26 protein-coding genes are annotated in these 20286 nt (G+C 63.3%); 10 read left to right on the forward strand and 16 right to left on the reverse strand.

From position 1 onward, the window contains the following. Positions 1 to 120: 120 nt before the first annotated feature. The 3 genes from U2H20_RS03480 to U2H20_RS03490 all read left to right on the forward strand — a co-directional run bounded on the left by U2H20_RS03480 (position 121) and on the right by U2H20_RS03490 (position 2609). Positions 121 to 1245, forward strand: a complete 1125-nt coding sequence (locus U2H20_RS03480) for a sensor histidine kinase (RefSeq protein ID WP_430593107.1) — start codon at positions 121 to 123, stop codon at positions 1243 to 1245. Continuing rightward, positions 1242 to 1883, forward strand: coding sequence for a response regulator (locus U2H20_RS03485; protein ID WP_430593108.1), 642 nt, complete (start codon positions 1242 to 1244; stop codon positions 1881 to 1883). Before U2H20_RS03480 ends, U2H20_RS03485 begins: the two co-directional genes overlap by 4 nt. Positions 1884 to 1946: 63 nt before the next feature. Next, entirely contained in the window at positions 1947 to 2609 is a 663-nt protein-coding gene (locus tag U2H20_RS03490) for a DJ-1/PfpI family protein (RefSeq protein WP_430593109.1), read from the forward strand. Here U2H20_RS03490 and U2H20_RS03495 read toward each other — a convergent pair. The 8 genes from U2H20_RS03495 to U2H20_RS03530 all read right to left on the reverse strand — a co-directional run bounded on the left by U2H20_RS03495 (position 2564) and on the right by U2H20_RS03530 (position 9017). Then, positions 2564 to 4018 (reverse strand): signal peptidase I, encoded by a 1455-nt coding sequence (locus U2H20_RS03495; RefSeq protein ID WP_430593110.1) that lies wholly within the window; start codon positions 4016 to 4018, stop codon positions 2564 to 2566. The genes U2H20_RS03490 and U2H20_RS03495 overlap by 46 nt on opposite strands. Next, positions 4011 to 4589 carry a hypothetical protein gene (locus tag U2H20_RS03500; RefSeq protein ID WP_430593111.1) on the reverse strand — a complete coding sequence of 193 codons (579 nt, stop codon included), beginning with the start codon at positions 4587 to 4589 and terminating at the stop codon, positions 4011 to 4013. The genes U2H20_RS03495 and U2H20_RS03500 overlap by 8 nt, the downstream gene beginning before the upstream one ends. Then, complete coding sequence (locus U2H20_RS03505; protein ID WP_430593112.1) at positions 4586 to 5110, reverse strand: hypothetical protein; 525 nt, start codon at positions 5108 to 5110, stop codon at positions 4586 to 4588. Before U2H20_RS03505 ends, U2H20_RS03500 begins: the two co-directional genes overlap by 4 nt. Positions 5111 to 5175: 65 nt before the next feature. Next, complete coding sequence (locus U2H20_RS03510; protein WP_430593113.1) at positions 5176 to 5772, reverse strand: alternate-type signal peptide domain-containing protein; 597 nt, start codon at positions 5770 to 5772, stop codon at positions 5176 to 5178. Between the two features lie 177 nt (positions 5773 to 5949). Continuing rightward, positions 5950 to 6747, reverse strand: a complete 798-nt coding sequence (locus U2H20_RS03515) for a hypothetical protein (RefSeq protein ID WP_430593114.1) — start codon at positions 6745 to 6747, stop codon at positions 5950 to 5952. Then, positions 6744 to 7400, reverse strand: a complete 657-nt coding sequence (locus U2H20_RS03520) for a SatD family protein (RefSeq protein WP_430593115.1) — start codon at positions 7398 to 7400, stop codon at positions 6744 to 6746. The genes U2H20_RS03515 and U2H20_RS03520 overlap by 4 nt, the downstream gene beginning before the upstream one ends. A 62-nt stretch (positions 7401 to 7462) precedes the next feature. Further along, positions 7463 to 8434 (reverse strand): hypothetical protein, encoded by a 972-nt coding sequence (locus U2H20_RS03525; RefSeq protein ID WP_430593116.1) that lies wholly within the window; start codon positions 8432 to 8434, stop codon positions 7463 to 7465. Between the two features lie 7 nt (positions 8435 to 8441). After that, positions 8442 to 9017 carry a CDP-alcohol phosphatidyltransferase family protein gene (locus U2H20_RS03530; RefSeq protein WP_430593117.1) on the reverse strand — a complete coding sequence of 192 codons (576 nt, stop codon included), beginning with the start codon at positions 9015 to 9017 and terminating at the stop codon, positions 8442 to 8444. A gap of 163 nt (positions 9018 to 9180) precedes the next feature. Here U2H20_RS03530 and U2H20_RS03535 point away from each other — a divergent pair, with 163 nt between their 5' ends. The 4 genes from U2H20_RS03535 to U2H20_RS03550 all read left to right on the forward strand — a co-directional run bounded on the left by U2H20_RS03535 (position 9181) and on the right by U2H20_RS03550 (position 14261). Next, positions 9181 to 10983: a DEAD/DEAH box helicase gene (locus tag U2H20_RS03535; protein ID WP_430593118.1), complete on the forward strand. Its 1803-nt coding sequence runs from the start codon at positions 9181 to 9183 to the stop codon at positions 10981 to 10983. Positions 10984 to 11162: 179 nt separating this feature from the next. Then, positions 11163 to 12368 carry a type III polyketide synthase gene (locus tag U2H20_RS03540; RefSeq protein WP_430593119.1) on the forward strand — a complete coding sequence of 402 codons (1206 nt, stop codon included), beginning with the start codon at positions 11163 to 11165 and terminating at the stop codon, positions 12366 to 12368. Next, positions 12365 to 13060: a methyltransferase domain-containing protein gene (locus tag U2H20_RS03545; protein ID WP_430593120.1), complete on the forward strand. Its 696-nt coding sequence runs from the start codon at positions 12365 to 12367 to the stop codon at positions 13058 to 13060. The genes U2H20_RS03540 and U2H20_RS03545 overlap by 4 nt, the downstream gene beginning before the upstream one ends. Then, entirely contained in the window at positions 13050 to 14261 is a 1212-nt protein-coding gene (locus U2H20_RS03550; protein ID WP_430593121.1) for an FAD-dependent oxidoreductase, read from the forward strand. The genes U2H20_RS03545 and U2H20_RS03550 overlap by 11 nt, the downstream gene beginning before the upstream one ends. On the opposite strand, the gene U2H20_RS03555 is transcribed toward U2H20_RS03550, so the two are convergent. The 8 genes from U2H20_RS03555 to U2H20_RS03590 form a co-directional block, all read right to left on the reverse strand. Then, positions 14228 to 15424, reverse strand: a complete 1197-nt coding sequence (locus tag U2H20_RS03555; RefSeq protein WP_430593122.1) for a hypothetical protein — start codon at positions 15422 to 15424, stop codon at positions 14228 to 14230. The genes U2H20_RS03550 and U2H20_RS03555 overlap by 34 nt on opposite strands. Before the next feature lie 199 nt (positions 15425 to 15623). Continuing rightward, positions 15624 to 15890 (reverse strand): GlsB/YeaQ/YmgE family stress response membrane protein, encoded by a 267-nt coding sequence (locus U2H20_RS03560; RefSeq protein WP_430593123.1) that lies wholly within the window; start codon positions 15888 to 15890, stop codon positions 15624 to 15626. Positions 15891 to 15963: 73 nt separating this feature from the next. Continuing rightward, positions 15964 to 16134, reverse strand: coding sequence for a CsbD family protein (locus U2H20_RS03565; protein WP_430593124.1), 171 nt, complete (start codon positions 16132 to 16134; stop codon positions 15964 to 15966). A gap of 76 nt (positions 16135 to 16210) precedes the next feature. Then, positions 16211 to 16834, reverse strand: coding sequence for a hypothetical protein (locus U2H20_RS03570; protein WP_430593125.1), 624 nt, complete (start codon positions 16832 to 16834; stop codon positions 16211 to 16213). Continuing rightward, positions 16831 to 17400, reverse strand: coding sequence for a hypothetical protein (locus tag U2H20_RS03575; protein ID WP_430593126.1), 570 nt, complete (start codon positions 17398 to 17400; stop codon positions 16831 to 16833). The genes U2H20_RS03570 and U2H20_RS03575 overlap by 4 nt, the downstream gene beginning before the upstream one ends. Beyond that, positions 17397 to 17783, reverse strand: a complete 387-nt coding sequence (locus U2H20_RS03580) for a hypothetical protein (RefSeq protein ID WP_430593127.1) — start codon at positions 17781 to 17783, stop codon at positions 17397 to 17399. Before U2H20_RS03580 ends, U2H20_RS03575 begins: the two co-directional genes overlap by 4 nt. Continuing rightward, positions 17780 to 17968, reverse strand: coding sequence for a DUF2273 domain-containing protein (locus tag U2H20_RS03585; protein ID WP_430593128.1), 189 nt, complete (start codon positions 17966 to 17968; stop codon positions 17780 to 17782). The genes U2H20_RS03580 and U2H20_RS03585 overlap by 4 nt, the downstream gene beginning before the upstream one ends. Then, entirely contained in the window at positions 17965 to 18414 is a 450-nt protein-coding gene (locus U2H20_RS03590) for an Asp23/Gls24 family envelope stress response protein (protein ID WP_430593129.1), read from the reverse strand. The genes U2H20_RS03585 and U2H20_RS03590 overlap by 4 nt, the downstream gene beginning before the upstream one ends. A 182-nt stretch (positions 18415 to 18596) precedes the next feature. On the opposite strand from U2H20_RS03590, the gene U2H20_RS03595 reads away from it, so the two are divergent. From U2H20_RS03595 to U2H20_RS03605, 3 genes are read left to right on the forward strand one after another with little or no spacing between them, the layout of a single operon-like run. Beyond that, positions 18597 to 19151, forward strand: coding sequence for an RNA polymerase sigma factor (locus tag U2H20_RS03595; protein WP_430593130.1), 555 nt, complete (start codon positions 18597 to 18599; stop codon positions 19149 to 19151). Further along, a complete protein-coding gene (locus U2H20_RS03600) occupies positions 19148 to 19834 on the forward strand; it encodes a hypothetical protein (protein ID WP_430593131.1) in 687 nt (228 codons plus the stop codon). Before U2H20_RS03595 ends, U2H20_RS03600 begins: the two co-directional genes overlap by 4 nt. Further along, positions 19831 to 20274, forward strand: a complete 444-nt coding sequence (locus tag U2H20_RS03605) for a hypothetical protein (RefSeq protein ID WP_430593132.1) — start codon at positions 19831 to 19833, stop codon at positions 20272 to 20274. Before U2H20_RS03600 ends, U2H20_RS03605 begins: the two co-directional genes overlap by 4 nt. The last annotated feature ends 12 nt before the right edge of the window (positions 20275 to 20286 follow it).

The following is a 20286-nucleotide window of genomic DNA, read 5'->3' on the forward strand; positions in this document are numbered from 1 at the left end:
CGCTGTTCTCCCATCACGCTAGGGAGAGGGCACTGTCCGAGCACAGTGATGACGGTCATGCATCGATGGCATGACTTCTGGCACCCCCACTGCGCTTCGACGCGTCGTAGATTGGATTCCATGCAGCGGATTTCGAACGACCTCTGGACGGGGCTGATTTCCTTGTCGCTCTGCATCGGACTGGCCGTGCCGATCATCATTTCGCCGCAGGGTCGAGACGCACTGCTCGTCGCATTTCCCGTCTGGCTCGTGCTCTACCTCGCGTTCCTGGCAGCGATGGTGGCGGTCAGTCTTTCCGAGAATCCTGGCCCGCTTGCCCGGATCTCCCTCGTTGCGCTCGTGCTCTTGTCGTGCACGATCGTGTTCACAGCGCCCGGCGCGGGCTGGATTCCGATCGTGCTCGTCTTCGTTGCCTCGCTCAGCGTGTACGTCGTGCCCCCTGGTGCGACCGCGCTCATCATCCTGTGCAACACGAGCGTTCTCTCCTGGGCCACGGCGCTCACCGATGCTGGATTGTTCGAAGTCGCGTTCCAGGCGGCGATCTACCTCGCGCTCCAAGTTGCGAGCAGCCTGTTCACGAGCACTCTGCAGCGTGAGCAGAGCATGCGAACGGAACTCAGCGAAGCCCACCTGCAATTGCAGGCGACCGGCATTCTGCTCGAATCGCAATCGCGCAGTGACGAACGGGTGCGGATCTCGAGAGAACTCCACGACCTCCTCGGGCACCAGCTGACCGTCCTCGCACTCGAACTCGAAGCCGCGAATCACCGAGAGGGCGCGGCGGCGCGGGAGCACACCGAACGGGCGCATCGTGTTGCGAAGGAACTCCTGCAGGATGTCCGCACGACGGTCGGAGAGCTCCGAAGGGCCGCGCCGGATCTCCGCCACGCAGCCGAGGAGCTCGCGCGAGCAGTTCCACGACCGCACATCGCACTCGAATTCGCTGATGATTTCGACGACGCGCTCCTCACCGACGAATCGAAGGTCACGGTGTTCGTGCGCGTCATGCAGGAAGCGATCACGAACTCCATCCGCCATAGTGATGCGGAGCACCTCAGAGCGCACTTCTCCATGCCGGATCGAGGTAGCGTCAGCCTGACGCTCTCCGATGACGGGGGCGGCTCGACGACCGCACAGCCGGGAAACGGCCTCAACGGCATGCGCGAACGCATTGAAGCACTCGGCGGAACACTCGCCATTGACGGGAGCGACGGCTTCACCATCACAGCGACGGTGCCGCAATGATCCGCGTACTGCTGGTGGATGACCAGACGCTCGTGCGTCAGGGCATCCGGAGTCTGCTCGAAATCGCAACGGGTTTCGAGGTGGTCGGTGAAGCGAGCGACGGTGCCGAGGCCCTCGAAATCGCGAAGCACACTCGTCCCGACGTGATCTTGCTCGACCTGCGGATGCCACGCTTCGACGGGATTTGGGCGCTCGAATCGCTGCGAGACCAGGGCATTGCGATTCCCGTGCTCGTGCTGACGACCTTCGACGACGACGAGTTCGTCCTTCGAGCCCTGCAGGCCGGCGCGAAGGGCTACCTCTTGAAGGACGTCAGCGTCACACAACTCGCGGACGCGATCCACACGCTCGCCGCCGGGCAGAGCCTCGTACAGCCATCGATCACCGACCAGCTGCTCCGCGCGATTCGATCGCGCCCAGATCGCGAGCAGGCGAGCCAGCCTGCCACCCTGACCGAGCGCGAACACGAGGTGCTTCGTCTCATGGCGGAGGGATACTCCAACCGCCAGATCGCCGCGGCGCTCTTTCTCGCCGAGGGCACGGTCAAGAATCACGTCTCCGTCATCCTGCAAAAAATCGGCGCGAGTGATCGCACGAATGCGGTTCTGCGTGCGCTCCGAAACGGTACATTGCAATAGCGTGGCGCTCCGCCGTCGAACGCGAGTCACATCTGTTGTCGCCGTCTGAGAGAACACACACCCATGGCTGAACACTCACCGCCCGCCCACCGAACCCTTCGCATCGGAATCGTCGTGTTCGACGAGGTCGAAGTGCTCGACGCCTTCGGACCGTTCGAGGTGTTCTCAGTCGCGAGCAGAATTGCCAACCCTGAGTCACCGGAAGCGTTCACGGTCACCCTCGTGCAGGTCGACCCTGATGCAGCGTTCGTGACCGCTCGCGGCGGGCTCCAATTTCGTGCCTCCTGCTCGATCCTCAATGCGCCCGAATTCGACCTGATCCTTGTGACCGGCGGAGTGACCGATCAGGTCGAGCACAACCCGCAGCTGCTGCGCTGGCTCGACGAGCGGATCAACCGCTCGACCGGCTCGACCCCGCTGCTCGCATCGGTGTGCACAGGAGCGTTCATTCTCGCCAACGCCGGTGTCGTAGCAGATGGCACGGTGACCACGCATTGGGAAGACGCGGAAGAACTCGCGCGACGATTCCCCGCGCTCACGGTGGTCACCGACGTGCGCTGGGTTCGCCAGGGTGGCGTGTTCACCTCTGCCGGCATCTCGGCTGGAATCGACCTCAGCCTGCATCTCGTCGAGCAATTGATCAGTCGTGAACGTGCGCTCGCGACGGCCCGTCAGATGGACTACGACTGGCGCGGCAACGAAGGAACGCTCGAACGCGAACGGTGAAGGCGCGTCGCTCCCCCGGCGATCACGAGCAACGCGGCAAGGAGCGTGAGCATGGCAGGGAGTTCTGCGCCCGTTGAAGGGAGTGCCCCGGGGGCGGTCTGATCCCCGGGCTCGCCACTCGGTGACCCCTCATGAGCATGACCCGCACCGCTCGAAGACGAAGCGTCACTCGATACCTCTGAGCCGCCTGAGCCGCCTGGTTCGCTCGGCGTGCTCGGGGTCCCTGGGGTGCTCGGGCCGCTTGGGCCGCTTGGGCCGCTTGGGCCGCTTGGGCCGCTCGGGCCGCTCGGCGGAGACGAGGGCGTCGGCTCGGTCTCACCATCGCCCGGGAGGGATTCTGCGAGTCGAACCAAGGGCGAGATCCAGAGCATGCCGTTTCGCGCTTCACCCGAGACGTCGTCGAGCAGCGACACTTCGATGCGGATGAGGGTCTGTGCTCCGGGGCCGAGTCGAGGACCATTCCAGAGCGCCCCCGCTGCGACGAGGTCACCGGAGATCGTCAGCGCCACATTGTCGACGAAGGCGGCGTCACTCTCGCTCTGCGCGTCATCTCTGGACAGACTCACTGCGAGCGACACCTGAGCAGATGTCGGCGCAGCGTTTCTCACCCACATGTTCATGCCGATCGTGTCGCCCGGCACCATGACGCGATCATCGGGGACGAGTTCGAGGCCGCCTTCGCTCGTCCAATGCTCGCCGTCGACGCTCATTTGCAGCATCTCGTCGACGGGCAGTGGCGACGCACTCGCCGGTGGCGCGCTCGACACGACTCCGCCGAGCATGCCGCCGACAATGACGAAACTCGCCACGATGTGCGACGTCGTGCGTCTGATCCCGGGCTGTTGACGCTTGAAGAGGCCGCCGAACAGCAGCGATGCTCCGTACAGGATCGTCGCCCCTCCCACGAGAACAACGACCAGCGATTTGCCCTCGCCGGTGCCAGCAAGCACACCCAGGTGCCCGAGATACGGGACCGAGTACACGACGATCCCGCGTACCTGCACCGGGAGCACCGGCGCCGCATCCGTCACATTGTTCGCATCGCCTTGCGTGATGAACCTGCGCTCGCCATTTCCGTCGGTTCGGATGCCGACAACTCGGTGCGTGACGACCGTTGGCGCGCCGGACTCGAGTTGATAGGTCATGATGTCACCCACCCGGATGTCCTCGATCGGCACCGATCTCACTCCGACCATGTGCCCGGGCTCGATCGAGGGCCGCATGCTTCCGGTCAGCACGGTGAAGGTCTGCGCACCGAGCACGAAGGGCAGCACGACGGTCAACAGAGCAAGGAGCGACACGGCTCCGAGGGTGAGCAGCACCAGCGCGGAGAGCACCCTCTGGCCAATGGAGCGACGAGCGTGCGCTGGAGGTTCCCGCACGGCAGCAGCGGCAACAGGCTCAGACACGGCATTCAACTCCACCGAGAAGAGCACCGACCAGCGCGCCGTACCGGCCAACGGTGACGGGAGCACTCATCGAGGAGGTCCAGCCGTTCGAGAATGTCGCCTCGACGGTCAAATACACGACGCCTCCCCCGAGGAGCAGGTCGACGAGACTCCCGAGCACGCCGTTGAGCAATGCTGCTTGGATCGCCACCGTGGTCGGCGGGGCGGCGCCCACGGTCGCCGGGTTCACGGTGGTGACGAGCGCGCTGACCGTGCTCGGACCGACGACCGCGGTATTGCGCACATAAATTCGATACGAGGTCGCATTCGGCACCGCCGCCCAATTCAATTGGGCGGCACGTGAGAGCCCGAGCGCGCCGGCTACGACAGTCGTGCAGGTGAGCGATTGCGGCGCCGCTGGTCGTGTTGCAGTGAGGGTGACACTGGGCGAGTTCACGCTGTTCGCCCACCATGACGATGCGACGTTGGGCGTCAGCCAGATGAAGACGATCGAGAGCATGAGCGCCAACGACAGCTTCCAGCGTCGCTGGGAGGCTCGCGCTCGGCCGCCGCGTTCCTGTCCTGCACTCATCGTTGCTGCTCCACTGCGACCGTCACGTTCGGTTGCACGGCGAGACCCGCGAGCGACGGCGGGGCACTTGAGAGCAGCGTGAATCGCACGCAGATGTTCATCGTTCGGTTTCCCTTGTGGCCATTGCCCGACACGGGATACATGTCGCCCGGCGCCGGTGTGTTCGCGTTCGGGATCGGTGTTCCGGTTCCGCAGGCGCCCTCCCACGCGTGAAATGTCATGTAGGCGTTGAAGCTCGGGTTCACTGTGCCGATGACTCGGATCTTCCAATGCAGGGTGCTCCCTGCACCGGAGACCACGACCTGCAGCGTCCGGTCGCCAGAAGTGCCGCCGGGCGCCAGATTGCCCCACGTCGACCCTGACCCGGAGGCCCAGGTCGAGGTCACTCGGAGATCACCGGTCGCGACTGCGCCGCTCGAAACGTTCTTCGTGACGTTCCACCAGGCATTCGCGCCCGCGCTCGAGACACCGAGCGCGAGCACGAATACGAGTGCGAGCGCGATACCGAATCGAATTCGCATGAGTCCCCCTCCCTGCACAGCACTGCGTGGTGTGCATTCGCGATCCGGGGCGAATCGGGGTTGTGCTAGCTCGAAGCCTGTTCGAGCGTGAATGCGACGTCGGTCAGGTCGAACGAGGAGTTGACGAGCTCGCGGTTCGGTGTGGTTCCACTGAAGTTGATTGTGACGGTTGCAGTGATCGGCGCTGCGACATCGGTGGGGTCGAGACGATATGCGTTCGTCCCGGCGCTTTCGCCGACGCTCCCGATGGAGAAGTCTGCGGTGAGGTAGTCCGTCGCCCCGGCTGGGAAGAAGTCGGTCAGATCGACGGAGAGGATCGCCTCGATCGTGTCACCGACGAGCGTGACATCGAGTGCCTGGGTCAGGACCAGCTGATCACCGGGCACGATCTGCACACTCGAGATGTCCGTGACAGCGGTTGGCGTGGTGTCAAGCACACCTTCCAGGGTCCAGGTTCCTGTCCCGAGTTCGAGGTTCAAGTCACCGGATTCGACGGTGCCCGCGGTGAGCGCTTGCTCCGTAGACCAGTAGGCGTAGGTGCTGCCGCCACCGATGAGGAGGACGGTTCCCACGCCGAGCGCAAGGATGCCCTTCATCCGTTTTTTCTGACTCGAAGTGTGGGCTGCGGAGTCGGTCGGGGTGTGCAGAGTTGAGTCAGACATGATGCGGGTTCCTTTGGCGTTGCCGGACCCTGCTGGCGGGCCCTTTCCACAGCAGTCAAAGCCATAGGAATCGCATGAGAATCCCCCATCAAGGGGGACATTTCATAACGATCAGATCACAAATAAACTCTATTGCTTATATTTATGGATTTAGAAGCATTCATGCGGGGGTCCAAATCACGCCAGTTGCAGCGCAAACAGGTAGACCACGACGGCGCCGGCGAGCGACCAACTCGTCAGGCTCCCGATCAAGAACTCCTCCGCCTTCGCGCCGAGACCACGATCTGCCGAGATCTCCGGATACCGCACGATCCCCTTCGCCGCGAGCAAGCCGGCGATCAATGCAGGCTGCCCGGCAAGGGCGAGTCCGACGATCAAGATGCGCTCGAGCGCGCCGATCGCACGCCCGCCACGCAACGGGGCCTCAAGCGATGGCGCGTGCTCGACGGGTTCGACCGAGCCGACGGTTCGACCGAAGAGACGCAGCCGCGACGCGTCACGGTCGGGAGTACGGGTGCGCTCGTGACGACCGGCTCTTCCGAGCGCGGCCTTCGCGATGAGATTGCTCGAGCGCGTCAAGAACACTGCGCTCGCGACGACAGCGACGACGACTTCAGCTGAAAAACGCATCTGCGCAGCCTGCAGCGCATCCGTGAGGACGACACCGAGAGGACCGTTCGCCGGGACGCTGCTCGCGTCGAGCAGCGTCGTCACGATCACGATGATCCCGAGGGTAACCACAGGCCAGACGCGACGCCGAGCGAAGACCTCGCTATTCGGCATCGCAAGACACCACAGCGCAGCAAGGACCGCGGCCAGGCCCGCACTCCACCATTGCTGCCCGAGACCGAGTGCGAGCATCAGCGGCACGCCCAAAAGCGCAAGCACGAGCACGATTCGACGCAAGGCCTGTTGATCGATCGCCCGCACGAGGTCGATGATCCCGATCGTGAGGAGAATTCCAGCGGTGATCACAGCGACTCCAGGAGTGCGTGTTGCGCTGCGATGAGCGCGGAGCCACCCGAGCGCCGAAGACTTTGCGAGACCGCGGACTGCGAGATCTGTTCGTGCGCGGCAATCTCGACCTGCGGCACTGATTGCATTGCACGACCCGTGATGCGGCGTTCTCGCTCGCCCATCTTGGCGATCATGTGGTCACGCAGCAGAAAGAAAGCATTCGCCATCGTGACATCCGCCGCAGACATCCCGCTGTCGAATTCTTCATTCGCGGCGACGAGCCAAGTCCGGAGGAACGGCTGCGCTTTCGATTCTCGATGGTGGGCTTCTTCAATCGCTGCGCGCGCACTCCACCAGGCAGATCCGTCTTGCACCACTCGAGCCGCATTCGACTCGACGTAATGAATCTCGCCGAGACCGACTCCAAAGCGGCATCGCACACCCGCCGGCAGGAGAAATTGCACGAGCGTCGTCGTGAGGGTCGCTGCTGCAACAGAGGGAAGGACCACCTGGAATTCGTCACCCGCCGTCGACCAGAGCGGGCGAACGGTCGGGATTGTCTCTGCCGCGGCATCGAACGCCTCGTGCACCGCGCGCTGCGCCGCAGCCCGATCACTCGCGTCTCGCGAACGGACGATATCGACGATCACCGCTACATCATGACGTGTCATGACTAAAGCATATACCTAATAGTTGAGGAGATATAAGTGGTTGTGCGGTACTCGCGGCCGCATCAGAACTCGTCCGAGGGGCGATTGACATCATCACCATCGGCATGCAAATTCTGATCGGGACGAATCGGCAGAACTTCGACTCCACTCGCTGCGACGAGTTCGCGAACAAGCAGGAGCGATCCGGCGATGAGCGTCGAGTCGTAGTCGATTTCAGTGGCAAGCACCCAGGAACGGTCCTCAGGCCACAGGATGCTCGGCGACTGCCCCGAGGTCGCTCGCCGCACCCACGGCGCTCGTTCCGGCCAGGATGCCTCGGCGAAATCGCTGGCCCCAGCAGCGAACAGCACGTAATTGCGGCCCGTGCCCCCGTGCACAGCGAGCGTCGGACCACTCGCGATCTCTTGCGAGAGCAACCCCGATCCCGGCGGCGGCTCCTCGCCTTCACCGGACCATCCTCCCGAAGTGCTCGTGGTGCCGTCCTCGAACAGCGTGATCTCGGCGTACCCAGCCGCACTCATCAGGCCACCCCAGCCCTCCCATACCGCCGCAACACCATGGTCGGGAGTTCGGGTGTGACGTGCGAGCACCGAGGCGAGCCGCGTGAACGATTGCGATTCCAGACTGCCCACCTCAGCAGGTTCGTACTGCCAGCCGTCCGCTGCGACCGCTCCCGAGGCGTACCAGTCCTCTGGTCCGTGCAGCTTGAAGAGTCGAGTCAACTGTGCGTGGGCGTGCAACGTCGTACCGAAGGACTTCGCCGCATCGGCCCAGGTGGCGGATTCGGTCTCAATGACCGAGTCGATGTCCTGTACTCCAGCGAACAGGGCGTCGCGGTCGACGCCGTGCCACGAACCCACACCACGGGGGCGATCCCGCGAGAGTGGATGAAAGACGCGTGCGTAGGCTTCGTAACCCCTCGGGACGATCGAGAGCAAACTGCCGAACGGCTCTCGCTCGAGGACGCGCAGCCACTCCCCCTGCTGCACATCGGCGATCCACGGAAAAGGACCAGCGTTCGTTCTCGGTTCCATGAACTCGCTACCTCAGCTGCCGCAGGTAGCTCAGTGCAGCAAGGACGTGGAGCACGGCTCCGATCGTCAGGAGGATATTGCCGAGGGTCAACGCCCACGCGATTCCAGGGATCAGCCCGAGCACGGTTGCAGCGATTCCCGTCATGAGCACAGCGGTTCGGATCTTTCCGATCATGGTGACGCTGAGTTTCGAGCGACCATCACGAACCGCCGACAGCACGACCACGACGATGTCGACCACGACGACCGTCACGACGATCCAGAGCGGCACCGCTTGCACCAGCACGAGAACGAGGACGATGACGATCAGGCCGACACGGTCGGCGATGGGATCGAGGATCTCTCCGACGCGCGAAACAGTGCCCGTGCGGCGAGCGATGAAGCCATCGACCCAGTCCGTTGCACCGAAGATGGCGACGAGCACTGCGCCGAGAATCGGCTGCGTGCCGCTGATCAGAATGAACGCGATCGGCACGACGAGGAACAGTCGAAGCACCGTGATGCAGTTCGGAATCGTGAGCCAAGAATCTGCAGCACGACTCGCGTGGGACGCACTGCGAGCGTCTGCAGAATCTTCAGCCATACCTCTATTGTCTCGAACGCAAGGGAAGAAGTCTGCGAATTGATCCCGTCCGAGTCGCCGGAAGCGGATCGGTTTCCCTCGAAAGCGAGTAATTCGAGGGCAAAACGAGGCACTTCACCAGCGTTTCGCCGCGTCAGACCGTAGCCCCCGGTAGCGTAGAGGAGTGAATTCTCAAAGTACCGACGCGTCAGACACCTCTTCAGAGACGTCCGCGTCACCAACGTTCGCAGATCTGGGTCTGGATGAGCTCGTGCTCAAGGCCCTCAGCGACGTCGGATATGAAACCCCCTCAGCCATCCAGGCAGCAACGATTCCAGTGCTGCTCGAAGGACGCGACGTCGTTGGACTCGCACAAACCGGAACCGGAAAGACCGCCGCCTTCGCCCTCCCCATCCTTTCCCGCCTCGATGTCGCACAGAAGAGCCCGCAAGCGCTCGTGCTCGCACCGACCCGTGAGCTCGCACTGCAGGTGTGCGAAGCATTCGAAAAGTACTCCGCACGGATGCGCGGCGTACACGTGCTTCCCGTCTACGGTGGCCAGGGTTATGGTGTGCAGCTCTCTGCACTCCGCCGTGGTGTCCACATCGTCGTCGGTACGCCCGGTCGCATCATGGACCACCTCGAGAAGCGAACGCTCGACCTGTCCGAGTTGAAGTACCTCGTGCTCGACGAGGCCGACGAAATGCTCAAGATGGGCTTCGCCGAAGACGTCGAGACGATCCTCGCCGACACCCCGGACGACAAGCAGGTTGCATTGTTCTCCGCAACCATGCCGGCACAGATCCGCCGTATCTCGCAGAAGTACCTCAACAGCCCCGAAGAGATCACGGTCAAGAACAAGACCACGACCTCGGCGAACACGACGCAGCGCTACCTGCTCGTCTCGTACCCGCAGAAGGTCGACGCGCTCACTCGCATCCTCGAAGTCGAGAACTTCGAAGGGATGATCATCTTCGTTCGCACGAAGAACGAGACCGAGACGCTCGCCGAGAAGCTGCGCGCTCGTGGGTACGCGGCCGCCGCGATCAGCGGAGACGTTGCACAGGCACAGCGTGAGCGGACCGTGAACCAGTTGAAGGCGGGCAAGCTCGACATCCTCGTCGCGACCGATGTTGCGGCCCGTGGACTCGACGTCGAGCGCATCAGCCACGTCGTGAACTTCGACATCCCGACGGACACCGAGTCGTACGTCCACCGCATCGGTCGCACGGGTCGCGCAGGCCGCAGCGGCGACGCGATCAGCTTCGTCACCCCTCGTGAGCGCCACCTGCTCCGCCAGATCGAGAAGGCGACGCGCCAGCCGCTCACGCAAATGCAGCTGCCGAGCGTCGACGATGTGAACACGACCCGTTTGAACCGCTTCGACGAGGCGATCACCAGCGCCTTGCAGCAGCAGGATCGCATCGAGAAGTTCCGCGACATCATCGGCCACTACGTCAAGAACCACGACGTGCCCGAGGTCGATGTCGCCGCAGCACTCGCGGTCGTCTCGCAGGGCGAAACCCCGCTGCTCCTCGACCCGCGCGACGAACGCCCGGTCCGTGAAGAGCGCGAGCGTTTCGACCGGAACGACCGAGGAGATCGCGGAGATCGTGGAGACCGTGGAGAACGCCGTAGCCGATCGGGATCAGGGTCACTCGTGACCTACCGTCTCGCGGTTGGCCGTCGTCACAAGGTCGAGCCGCGTCAGATCGTCGGCGCTCTCGCCAACGAGGGCGGTCTCAACCGAGGCGACTTCGGCGCCATCCAGATTCGCCCTGATTTCTCGCTCGTCGAGTTGCCGGCTGACCTCTCGAACGAGGTGTTCCGGAAGCTCGCGGGCACCCGGATCTCAGGCAAGCTCATCGAACTCCGCCTCGACCGTGGCCCCGCTCGCGGCGGCAACGACGACCGTCGCGAACGATTCGAACGCAATGACCGCGATGGCCGTTCCGACCGAGGAACCAGCCGCAAGCCGCGTCACTGACACGGAGAACCTTTGCGTCATTCGGCATGATCTCGAATGACTGTGACGAAAAACTGGCTCGTGCACGCTGCACGGGCCAGTTTTTTGCGTTGCAGCGCTGAACGCGAACATTGCGTGGAACTTGCAGGAAATCGCCGCAAAAACTCGCGGTTCGCTGGAAAACCTGATTGCGTAGAGCAATGACAGCGAAGATTCTCTCGGTCGGTACAGCCGTCCCGACGAACGTCCTGCACCAATCGACAATCCGTGATTTGTTCGCCGCGCAGCCAAACCTCGGCCGCCTCGCGCAGCGACTCGTGCGCAGCGCCTTCGATGCCTCCGCGATCGAGCGCCGCCACACTGCGATCCCCGATCTCGCGAACACTGCAGATCGCAACGAGAACGCGACCTTCGTCACCGGCCCGGACTTCGTGCTGCAGCATCCGACGACGAAGCAACGCAACGACGTCTACATTGCGGAGGCTCCTCCGTTGTTCGCTGCGGCCGCGCGGAACGCCCTGGAAGAGTCGGGCGTTCGAGCAGACGAGATCACGCACGTCGTCACCGCCTCCTGCACCGGCTTCTATGCGCCCGGACCCGACTACCGGCTGGTGCGCGATCTCGGACTCAGCACTCGCGTCGAGCGCTATCACATCGGATTCCTGGGGTGCGCCGCCGCGTTCCCCGCGCTTCGAGCGGCGGAGCGAATCGTCGCGGCTCAGCCTGGTTCACACGTTCTCGTCGTCTGTGGCGAGCTGTGCTCTCTGCACGTGCGATCCTCCGAAGATCCCGAGCAGATCGTTGCCGCCGCGGTCTTCGCGGACGGCGCCTCCGCGGCAGTCGTCAGCGACTCCGCACCCCGTGGAGGACGACCGGCACTCGAGCTCAACGCCTTCGCAACCGCGATCACCGAGCAGGGCGAACACGACATGCGCTGGATCATCGGTGACGAGGGCTTCGAGATGACGCTCACGGCAGAGGTTCCCCGGATCATCGGCCGTGAGATCATCGGAGCGATCGAAGGATTCCTCGATCCCGCGAACATCGACGCCTGGGCAGTACACCCCGGCGGGAAGAGCATTCTCGACCGGGTCGAGGCCGGTCTCGATCTCGACGAATCTGCGCTCGACGACTCGCGTGCAGTGCTGCGTGATTACGGCAACATGTCGAGCGCGACGATCATGTTCATCCTGCGCCGCCTCCTCGTGGATGAATCCCTTGTCGACGGCAGCCGAATCGCTGGTCTCGCGTTCGGCCCTGGACTCACGGTCGAGCAGGCTCGGTTCACGAAGGTGGGGGCCGTGGCGATTTCCGATCTCGTCGTCCCGATCGAAGAGGGGATGCACGACTCCGCGGAGCACGGCGCGAGCGCGAACTCCGACGCCGCCACAGTGTCTGCCGCGTGAACCTCCGACAACGCGATGTCGCCCTTCGGGAGCTCATGGATGCTCCCGATGCCGACCCCCTCAGACTTCGAAGAACGCTCGAACGGTTCGGGATCGTCAACGCCGCAGTCTCCGCCTGGGGCACCGTGTATCGCCGGCACCTCAGGCCGGTCCTCGAAGCGAGGAGCGGACCGGCACGGATTCTCGATATCGGCTGCGGCGGCGGCGATGTCCTGCGAACACTGATCGCCCGGGCGCGCCGAGACGGCTTCGATGTTTCGGGGCTCGGCATCGATCCAGAACCGACCGCGATCGAAGTCGCCAGGGCACATCCTTCGGTCGCTGAGGTGACTTTCGAACGAACGCACTCCAGCGAACTGGTCGCGCGCGGCGAACACTTCGATGTCGTGGTCTCGAATCATCTCCTGCACCACTTGTCGAACGAGGAACTGCAGCTGCTCCTCCGTGATTCTGCTGCGCTGACCCGCGGCGTCGCACTGCACGCCGATATCGAACGCGGACCGATCGCGTACGCGGGCTTCTCGCTCGGTAGCCTCCCCCTTGCAGCAGGAACGTTCATCCGTGTCGACGGACTTCGCTCCATCCGCCGGAGCTACACCGCGGGCGAGTTGCACGCCACGCTCCCGGCGGGCTGGACGACGCACCGACCGGCTCCGTTCCGGCTTCTGGCGAAATACGGGCATGGACACTGACGTCATCATCATCGGAGCGGGCCCAGTCGGACTGACGCTCAGCACCGCACTCACGGGGCTCGGAGTCGACTGTGTCGTGCTCGAATCCGAGGAGACTCCCGGAGCGGGCTCGAAGGCGATCGGTATTCACCCTCCATCGCTGGAAGCGCTCGAACGATTCGGTGTCACCGAACGCATTCTCGGTGACGCCGTGCGCATTCGCCGAGGCGAGGCACGTGTCGGTGACACAGTGCTCGGGTCGATCGACTTCGCTCGACCGGAACTTCGATTTCCCTTCGTCGCGGCGCTCCCCCAGCACCGCACCGAAGCGGCGCTGCGAACGCTCGCCGGTCCCGTGCTCTATGGACACCGAGCGGTGCGGGTGATCGACACCGGTGCGCGAGCTCCACTTCGGCACGGACCGCCTCGGTGCCGCGTCATGATCGCAGCCGAGCATGGTGAACACGAGCTCAATGCGCAGCTGGTCGTCGTGGCGGGTGGAACGCGAGCGCGCGATCTGCTGTTCCGACGCACACTGCACACGACCTCGTATCCGGACCGATACCTCATGGCGGATGTTCCGCATAAGCAGCTCGGCGGCGATATGACGAGCGTCGACGCCCCAGACTGGAGCGACTGCGCCGTGCTCTACCTTGACCAGTCGGGAATCCTCGAATCCTTTCCGCTTCCGAGCGGACGGCGACTCGTGGCCTGGGATCACGCAGAGCGCCGCCCGAAGGCTGCCCATGATTCCGAGGCGGCGCGAGAGCGGTTGACCTCGATCGTTCGCGAACGTGGTGGCAGCGCACATGCCTCCGTGACCCCGGAGCAAGCCTCAGGGTTCGGAATTCGAAAAGGGATCGCCCCATGGCTGCAACGCGGCAGCGTGGTGCTGATCGGAGACACCGCGCACGAGGTGAGCCCGATCGGTGGGCAGGGAATGAACCTCGGGCTCCTCGACGCCGCCTCGCTCGCGCCTGTGCTCGCTCGGTGGATCGCGCGTCCGGAGGAACGTTCAGAACTGCAGCGCTGGGAACGAAGTCGCCTTCGCTCTGCGCACACGGCTGCGCGGATCGCTGACGTCAATACGAAGCTCGGTCGACCAACCGGGGAGGTGAGTGCGCGCCTGAAACACACCCTGATCCGCACTGCGCTTCGTGGCGGCGCAGCTCGCTTGCTCGCACGCACCTACTCGATGGGCTTCGATTCCTCGGCTCCGTGAACGGCAGGAACCGCCGTACCAACGGGTGTCGCGGGAAGGCTCAACACGAGCATGGCACTGTTGGCCTTCTGCGATTTCAAGGCGAAACTCCCCCCGCTTCGCTGAGCGATCATGCGGATCAACGCGAGATCCGGCGTTACTCGGAACGGGTCCTCCGACTTTCCGTAGGGTGCCCGTGCTTCGCTGTGGGTCAGCGAGATTTCTACCGACTCGTACTCTCGCCGAACTTGGAACCAGAGGTCCCCCTCGGGGTCGCTGCATCGAACCCCGTGACGCATCATGACTCGCAGCGCAAGGTCTGCAAGAACCCGGTTGACGGAGGCTTCAGCAACCGACGCGCCACCGATGTACACCTTGACCCCAGAGCCCGCGGTCGTGCGATGCTGTGCGGCCTGTGCACGCCGCAACTTGGGAACGAGGTCGATGGTCTCCACATCTGGCACCGGGGTGTCGGCGGACTCCGGTCGGAGCGTCATCAACGACATCAGGGCGCGCGAGCGGGCGATCAGCTTCGCGTTCTTCACCTGTGCTTCCAGGAGGACCCCGATTTTCGGGGATTCGCCCGATTCGACCTCGTAGGGCGCGGTGTCGAGACTCTCTGCAACCTGGTCGAGCCCGACGAGCATTTCGTCTGCGATCGTGGCGGCGACGTGCTGCATCGTCGACAGCGAGTCGTCGAGACGATCGTGGAACGCGTCGACACTGGCGCCGATTCTCGCAACCGGCGTGCGCGAGTGTTTTGGCTGGACCCGAGCCTCCAGCTGGAGGAGCGAGCCCTCGTCGAGGACGGTCACGATGCGATCCACCTGGCCCAGGGTTGATCGTGCAACCTTCAACACCACGAGGGTTGCGACCGCGGCATAGACGATACCGGTCGCGACCGAGGCGAGCACGAGGGTTTGCATCATCTCCGTCGGAAGAATGCTCAGCACCTCGAAGTTCAAGAGATAGTCGGGCGCAGTCGAGATCACGGTCACTGTCGCACCATCGGTCCAACGATCACTATTGGGGTCGGAGGTCCAGATCCGAACGACGACCCACTGCACCGCAACGATGAGCGCCGTTCCGAGCAACGCAAGGAGCGCGACGAGGAGTGCGAGCCGAACTCGAACTTGCGCCGAAACGGGCATTGCAGTTCCACGACGGGGGGAATTTGTGATCACGGTGTTCCACTTCAGTACTGCGACATGATCTGGCAAAGGAGTTTGTCACCCCAACTGGGAGCCTCCTCACTTTGCCATTGATCAAAACCTACGGCACGGTCGGGGTACATTTCGGCCAATATCGCGACGAAAAAGCACCGGCGAGAGAAAACCTCTCGCCGGTGCTTGCTTCTGCCGCGTCAATGACGGAGCCCGAGGCCTAAGAAGATTTGGTTCTTCCGAAGATTCCGACCCAGATCAGCAGCGCGATCACCGCGCCACCGATCGCGAAGGTCCAGGTCTCGATCGCGAAGAGCTGCTCCAGGTCGACCGCGAAGACAGCGCTCCCGAACCAACCTCCCAGCAGCGCCCCCACGATGCCGAGCAGGATCGGGGCGATCCAACCGCCGCGACGTCGACCCGGGATCATCAGCTTTGCAATGACCCCGAGGAGTAGTCCGACGAGAATAAACACTGCGAATGACATCTGGAATCAACTGCCCGTATGCGCGAGACCCGTCAGCTGACGGTTCACACCGAGGTGCGGCGCGGAAGCGTTCCTACTTGAAAACGTCCTTGACGTTCTCAGCTGCTTTTCCGAGATTTGCTTTTGCTTGATCTTGCTGTCCTTCTCGTCGAACTTCCTCATTGTCTGTTGCTGATCCAAAGGCCTCTTTCGCCTTTCCGACGATGTCGTTTGCTGCGTTCTGGATCTTGTCTGATGCACTCATGATGAGCCTCTCTTTCAGTGATGATGTTGTGGATGAACGGGTGAACTTGTGAACGGGCGACCTTGTAGGCGAAGTACTACGCGACCTTCGAGGTCTCACGACGGAAGCTGCTCGTGATCTCGATCACGGCGGGGAGCTCCGTGCCGAGCAGGGATTGGAAATCCTGCACTGCCTCGTCGACCGCGCTTGCGACGCGGGCTGGTGAGGCTCCCTTCCGAGCGGTGGTCGTGATCTTGAGCACGGTGTCTGAGCGACGCTCGTAGGCATGCACGCTGACCGAGACGAACGAGCGTTCCCGCTCTCGCAGCATGTGCTCGAGCAGATCCTCGGCGACGCCGTTCTGGACGCGAACCGCACCGGAGACAACGTTCTGCGAGGGAGCAGCGAGTTCGGCGATCCTGCGCGTCGAACCGCCGCCCTGGCGACTCAGCAGCACGATGATGAAGATGACAGCGAGGATGATGAGGCCGAGTACTGCCATGGTGATCCACGAGTGACCAGTGTCTGCGACCTGCGTCGCTTGCAGCACCTCGCCCGTCGAAGCCGTGACCTGCTCGATGAACCCCGGGACCGCCGCGAACAGCGGTATGGAGGCCGCAACGAGGAGCGGCACGACCGCAATGACGAGGCCGAAGGCAAGGAGCACGAGTCCGAGGACGATCAGGCTCAATCGGTTGAGCAAACGCGGTGTGTTTCTCATGCTCCGACCGTTCCCTTCTGTGACAGACGGATCCGTGCGGAAAGCGACGGCTCCAATTGATAACTCGAGATCTCTTGATCGACGGCGCGCTGCAGGTGCTCCCGGTCGACCCGGATTCCCGACACCGGAGTGACGATGATCTCGGCGCTCCGGCGACCGACGCTCGTGCGGACGTGTTCACGGCTGGTTCCCACCTCGTTCGCGACGCGTTCACTGATGGCCGCCGCGATCAATCGATCGTCGACGAGCATCGTTCCGGTGTCGGAGGCACGAAGATGCTTGCCTTTTCGCCCCGGCGCGAACCCGAGCACGATGGCGATGATGCCAAGCACGATGAGCCCGAACCCGATCAGCGGCGCCCACGCGACTGCAGGAGCCGTGATGAAGGCCAGGAGCGCTGCAGGAGCGATGAGGAGCGGGTCGAAGTTCATGAGTCGGAGGACGATCTCCAGGCCGATCCAGAGCAGCACGACCGCAGTGAGACCGAGCAGCACGCTGACCGCTGCCGAGCGGCTCGAGTGCAGTTCTCGGCGAATGAATCGCTTCGTCACGGTCGGCGAGCTCATTGCACTTTCCTTTCTGGTCGAACGGAGATCGAGGTGATCTCGAGGAGCACCTTGCCGACCTCATAGCCGGTGAGCGAGGCGACGTCCTCCGAGATCTTCACCCTGGCTGCCTCAGAACGATCAAGGATCGAGGATCCGGTTCCAGGGCGGGTGCTCGCGAGCGTCAACGGTGCCGCGACGGCAATGCCGAGGAGTCCGCCGACATCGTCGATAGAGACCGAGACTTTGCCGGAGGGAGCCCCGAGCGCATGTGCCGATGCCGCCAGTGCGACGTGCTCAAGAGCCTTTCGTGCGATTCGGGTGCGGCCCGGGACCTGGCCGTGCTCGGCCAGGTCCGTCCGCTGCGCCGGAGCGACTGAATCGTCACGAACGGTGGAGGTCACGATGATCGGCGCCCACGAAGGGCGTCACCGAGAGCCCGGAGATCGAGTTTGCCGTCGATGATTCGAGCGACTCCCGCTCCGAGTGCCATTGCGACCGCAACGAACACGAATGCCCAGAATCCGAAGATGATCCAGGTCAACGCGAGGGTTGCACCGACAAACATTCCGACGCGTGTGTGGCTCACTGGACTCGTGCCTCTGCTTCAGGGCGGTTGTCCTCTTCAGAAGCAACGTGGACGTCGCTGATGGTGACGTTCACCTCTGAGATCTCCATGCCGACGAGTTCGGTGATCGCACGGGCGACTGCGGTGCGGATCTTGTTGCTGAGGTCCTGGAGTGCGACCGGGTACTCTGCCACGACGGAGATGTCTGCTGCGACCTGGGTCTCGCCGACCTCAACTGCAACACCCTGCGTGAGGTCGGTGTTGCCCACTGCGTCGCGAACCGAGCCGATCATCCGAGCGACGCCGCCACCGAGGGCGAATACTCCTGGGATTTCACGAACTGCGATTCCGGCGACCTTTGCAACAACCGCGTCTTCAATGACGGTCTTGCCATTGACGACACCAGCAGTGTTCTGCTGCGCGGCTGCGTTGACTCGTGGGGTTGCTGCACTTTGTGGAGAAGCCATTGCTCTTGTCTCTTTCTCTTCGTTTTCGACTGCGATTCGCTGGTCGGGTTGACCGTTGCGCTTGTCGAGGTGATCTACTGTTACTAATGAGACGGAGTGAGCGAGCAAATCGTCACAAAGTTCTCGAACTTTTTTCGACTTTTTTTCAAAGAGGTTGAAATCCGGTAGTTCGGAGGAACCAAATGGCTGGTCGCGAACTGGTCGATGCCACCGATGCGCTGCTGGTCGGTCGAGCATCAGACGGTGACATCCGCGCCTTCGAAATCCTCCTTCGCCGGCATGCGAATCTCATGCGCGCCTATGCGCGGCGACTGACCGGTTCCGGTGCCGACGCTGATGACGTCGTTCAGGATGCGTTCATCACCGCGTGGAACAGCCTCGACAACATTCAGGACCCCGCTGCCGCCAAGGCATGGCTGATGCGAATCGTCAGCCGCAAATCGATCGACCGGATTCGCGCCCGACGTCAGGAGAGCGACATCTCCGACTGGGACGCTCCCGCCGGCTCGCGCGCTGATCCCGAGCACCAGGCGGTCGTGCGTTCGCAACTGAGTGCAGTCGCAGAAGTCCTCACGCACCTCCCCGAGGTCCAGCGACAATGCTGGATACTGAAAGAGGTCGGTGGGTACTCCTATCAAGAGATCGCCGATGAACTCGATGTCCCAGCCGCCACGGTGCGCGGCGCCCTCGCCCGAGCACGACAAGCCTTGCTATCAGGAATGGAGGAGTGGTCATGACCTTTGAGCCTCCAAACGAACACGATCCGATGGCGCCGAAGACGGCAACCCCGTTGCCCGACGATGCCCCCGCCAGCGAGGTGACCGAGGAGATCGCCGCGTCGAACGACGACCAGCTGATCGACGGCTTCAGCCTCGAGGAGTTGTCGGAATACCTCGACAACGGTCGCACCCCCTACAACGAGGAGATCGAGCACAGCGCCGAGTGCCGCCGTGCGCTCGTTCGGCTCGAGCGACTGCACGAACTGTCCGATCAGCTGATGGCAGCGGATCGCGACGAGAACCCTGCTCCCGAATCCTGGTTCGACGGCATCCTGCAGGGCATTTCACGTGAGGTGCGTGCAGGCCGTGCGATCCCGATCGCCCACGAAGACCCCGAGGTCGAACTCAGCGTGATGGAAGGCACTGTGCGTGGCCTCATCCGTGCCGCCGGCGATTCGGTCGAGGGCGCGATCATCGAGAAAACAGAGTTCGAGGGGGACCTCACGACGCTCGGCGCGCCGATCACGGTCACGGTCTCCGTCACCGCGTTCGCAAACACTGCACTCCCACAACTCGCAGAGGCCTTGCGCACCGCGATCACAACAGCACTCATGACCCATGCTGAGCTCGCGATTGCGGCGGTCGACGTGCGAATTACCGATATCCACGTTGCTGCACAGACGAAGGGTGCCGCGAAATGATCAACGAACAGGTGATTGCCGAACTCCTCGCAGAGCGCATCGCTGAAGATCCCGCAGTCTCCGAACTGTATCTGCCCGTTCATCACTCGGTTGCGGCGCGCATCGCTGAACGGGCGAGGATCGGCACCGCGGCCTCGATCCCGGAACCACGAGTGCAGGTGAAATTCGACGCGGCAGCGATGGGGCTCCTCGTCACCGTTTCGCTCGGGGGCCGCGCGACGAACCCGCTCCCGGCGACACTGCGTCGGGTTGCCGACACCATCACAGCGACGGTTCGCACGATGCACCCGGAAGTGCACGTTCGAGTGCAGGTCCGGGCGAGCAGCATCGACGAAACGCGTACTCCGGTGGCCACCGCGCAATCGGCGCCGAACGCTGAACCACTCGGCGCCTCCGCGACGATCTCGACGACACCAGACGCCGCACCGAGCACAGTGTGAGGCCTGCTGGAC

Origin of the sequence: Humidisolicoccus flavus (genome assembly GCF_045689595.1) — a bacterium.
Classification (GTDB): Bacteria; Actinomycetota; Actinomycetes; order Actinomycetales; family Microbacteriaceae; genus Humidisolicoccus; species Humidisolicoccus flavus.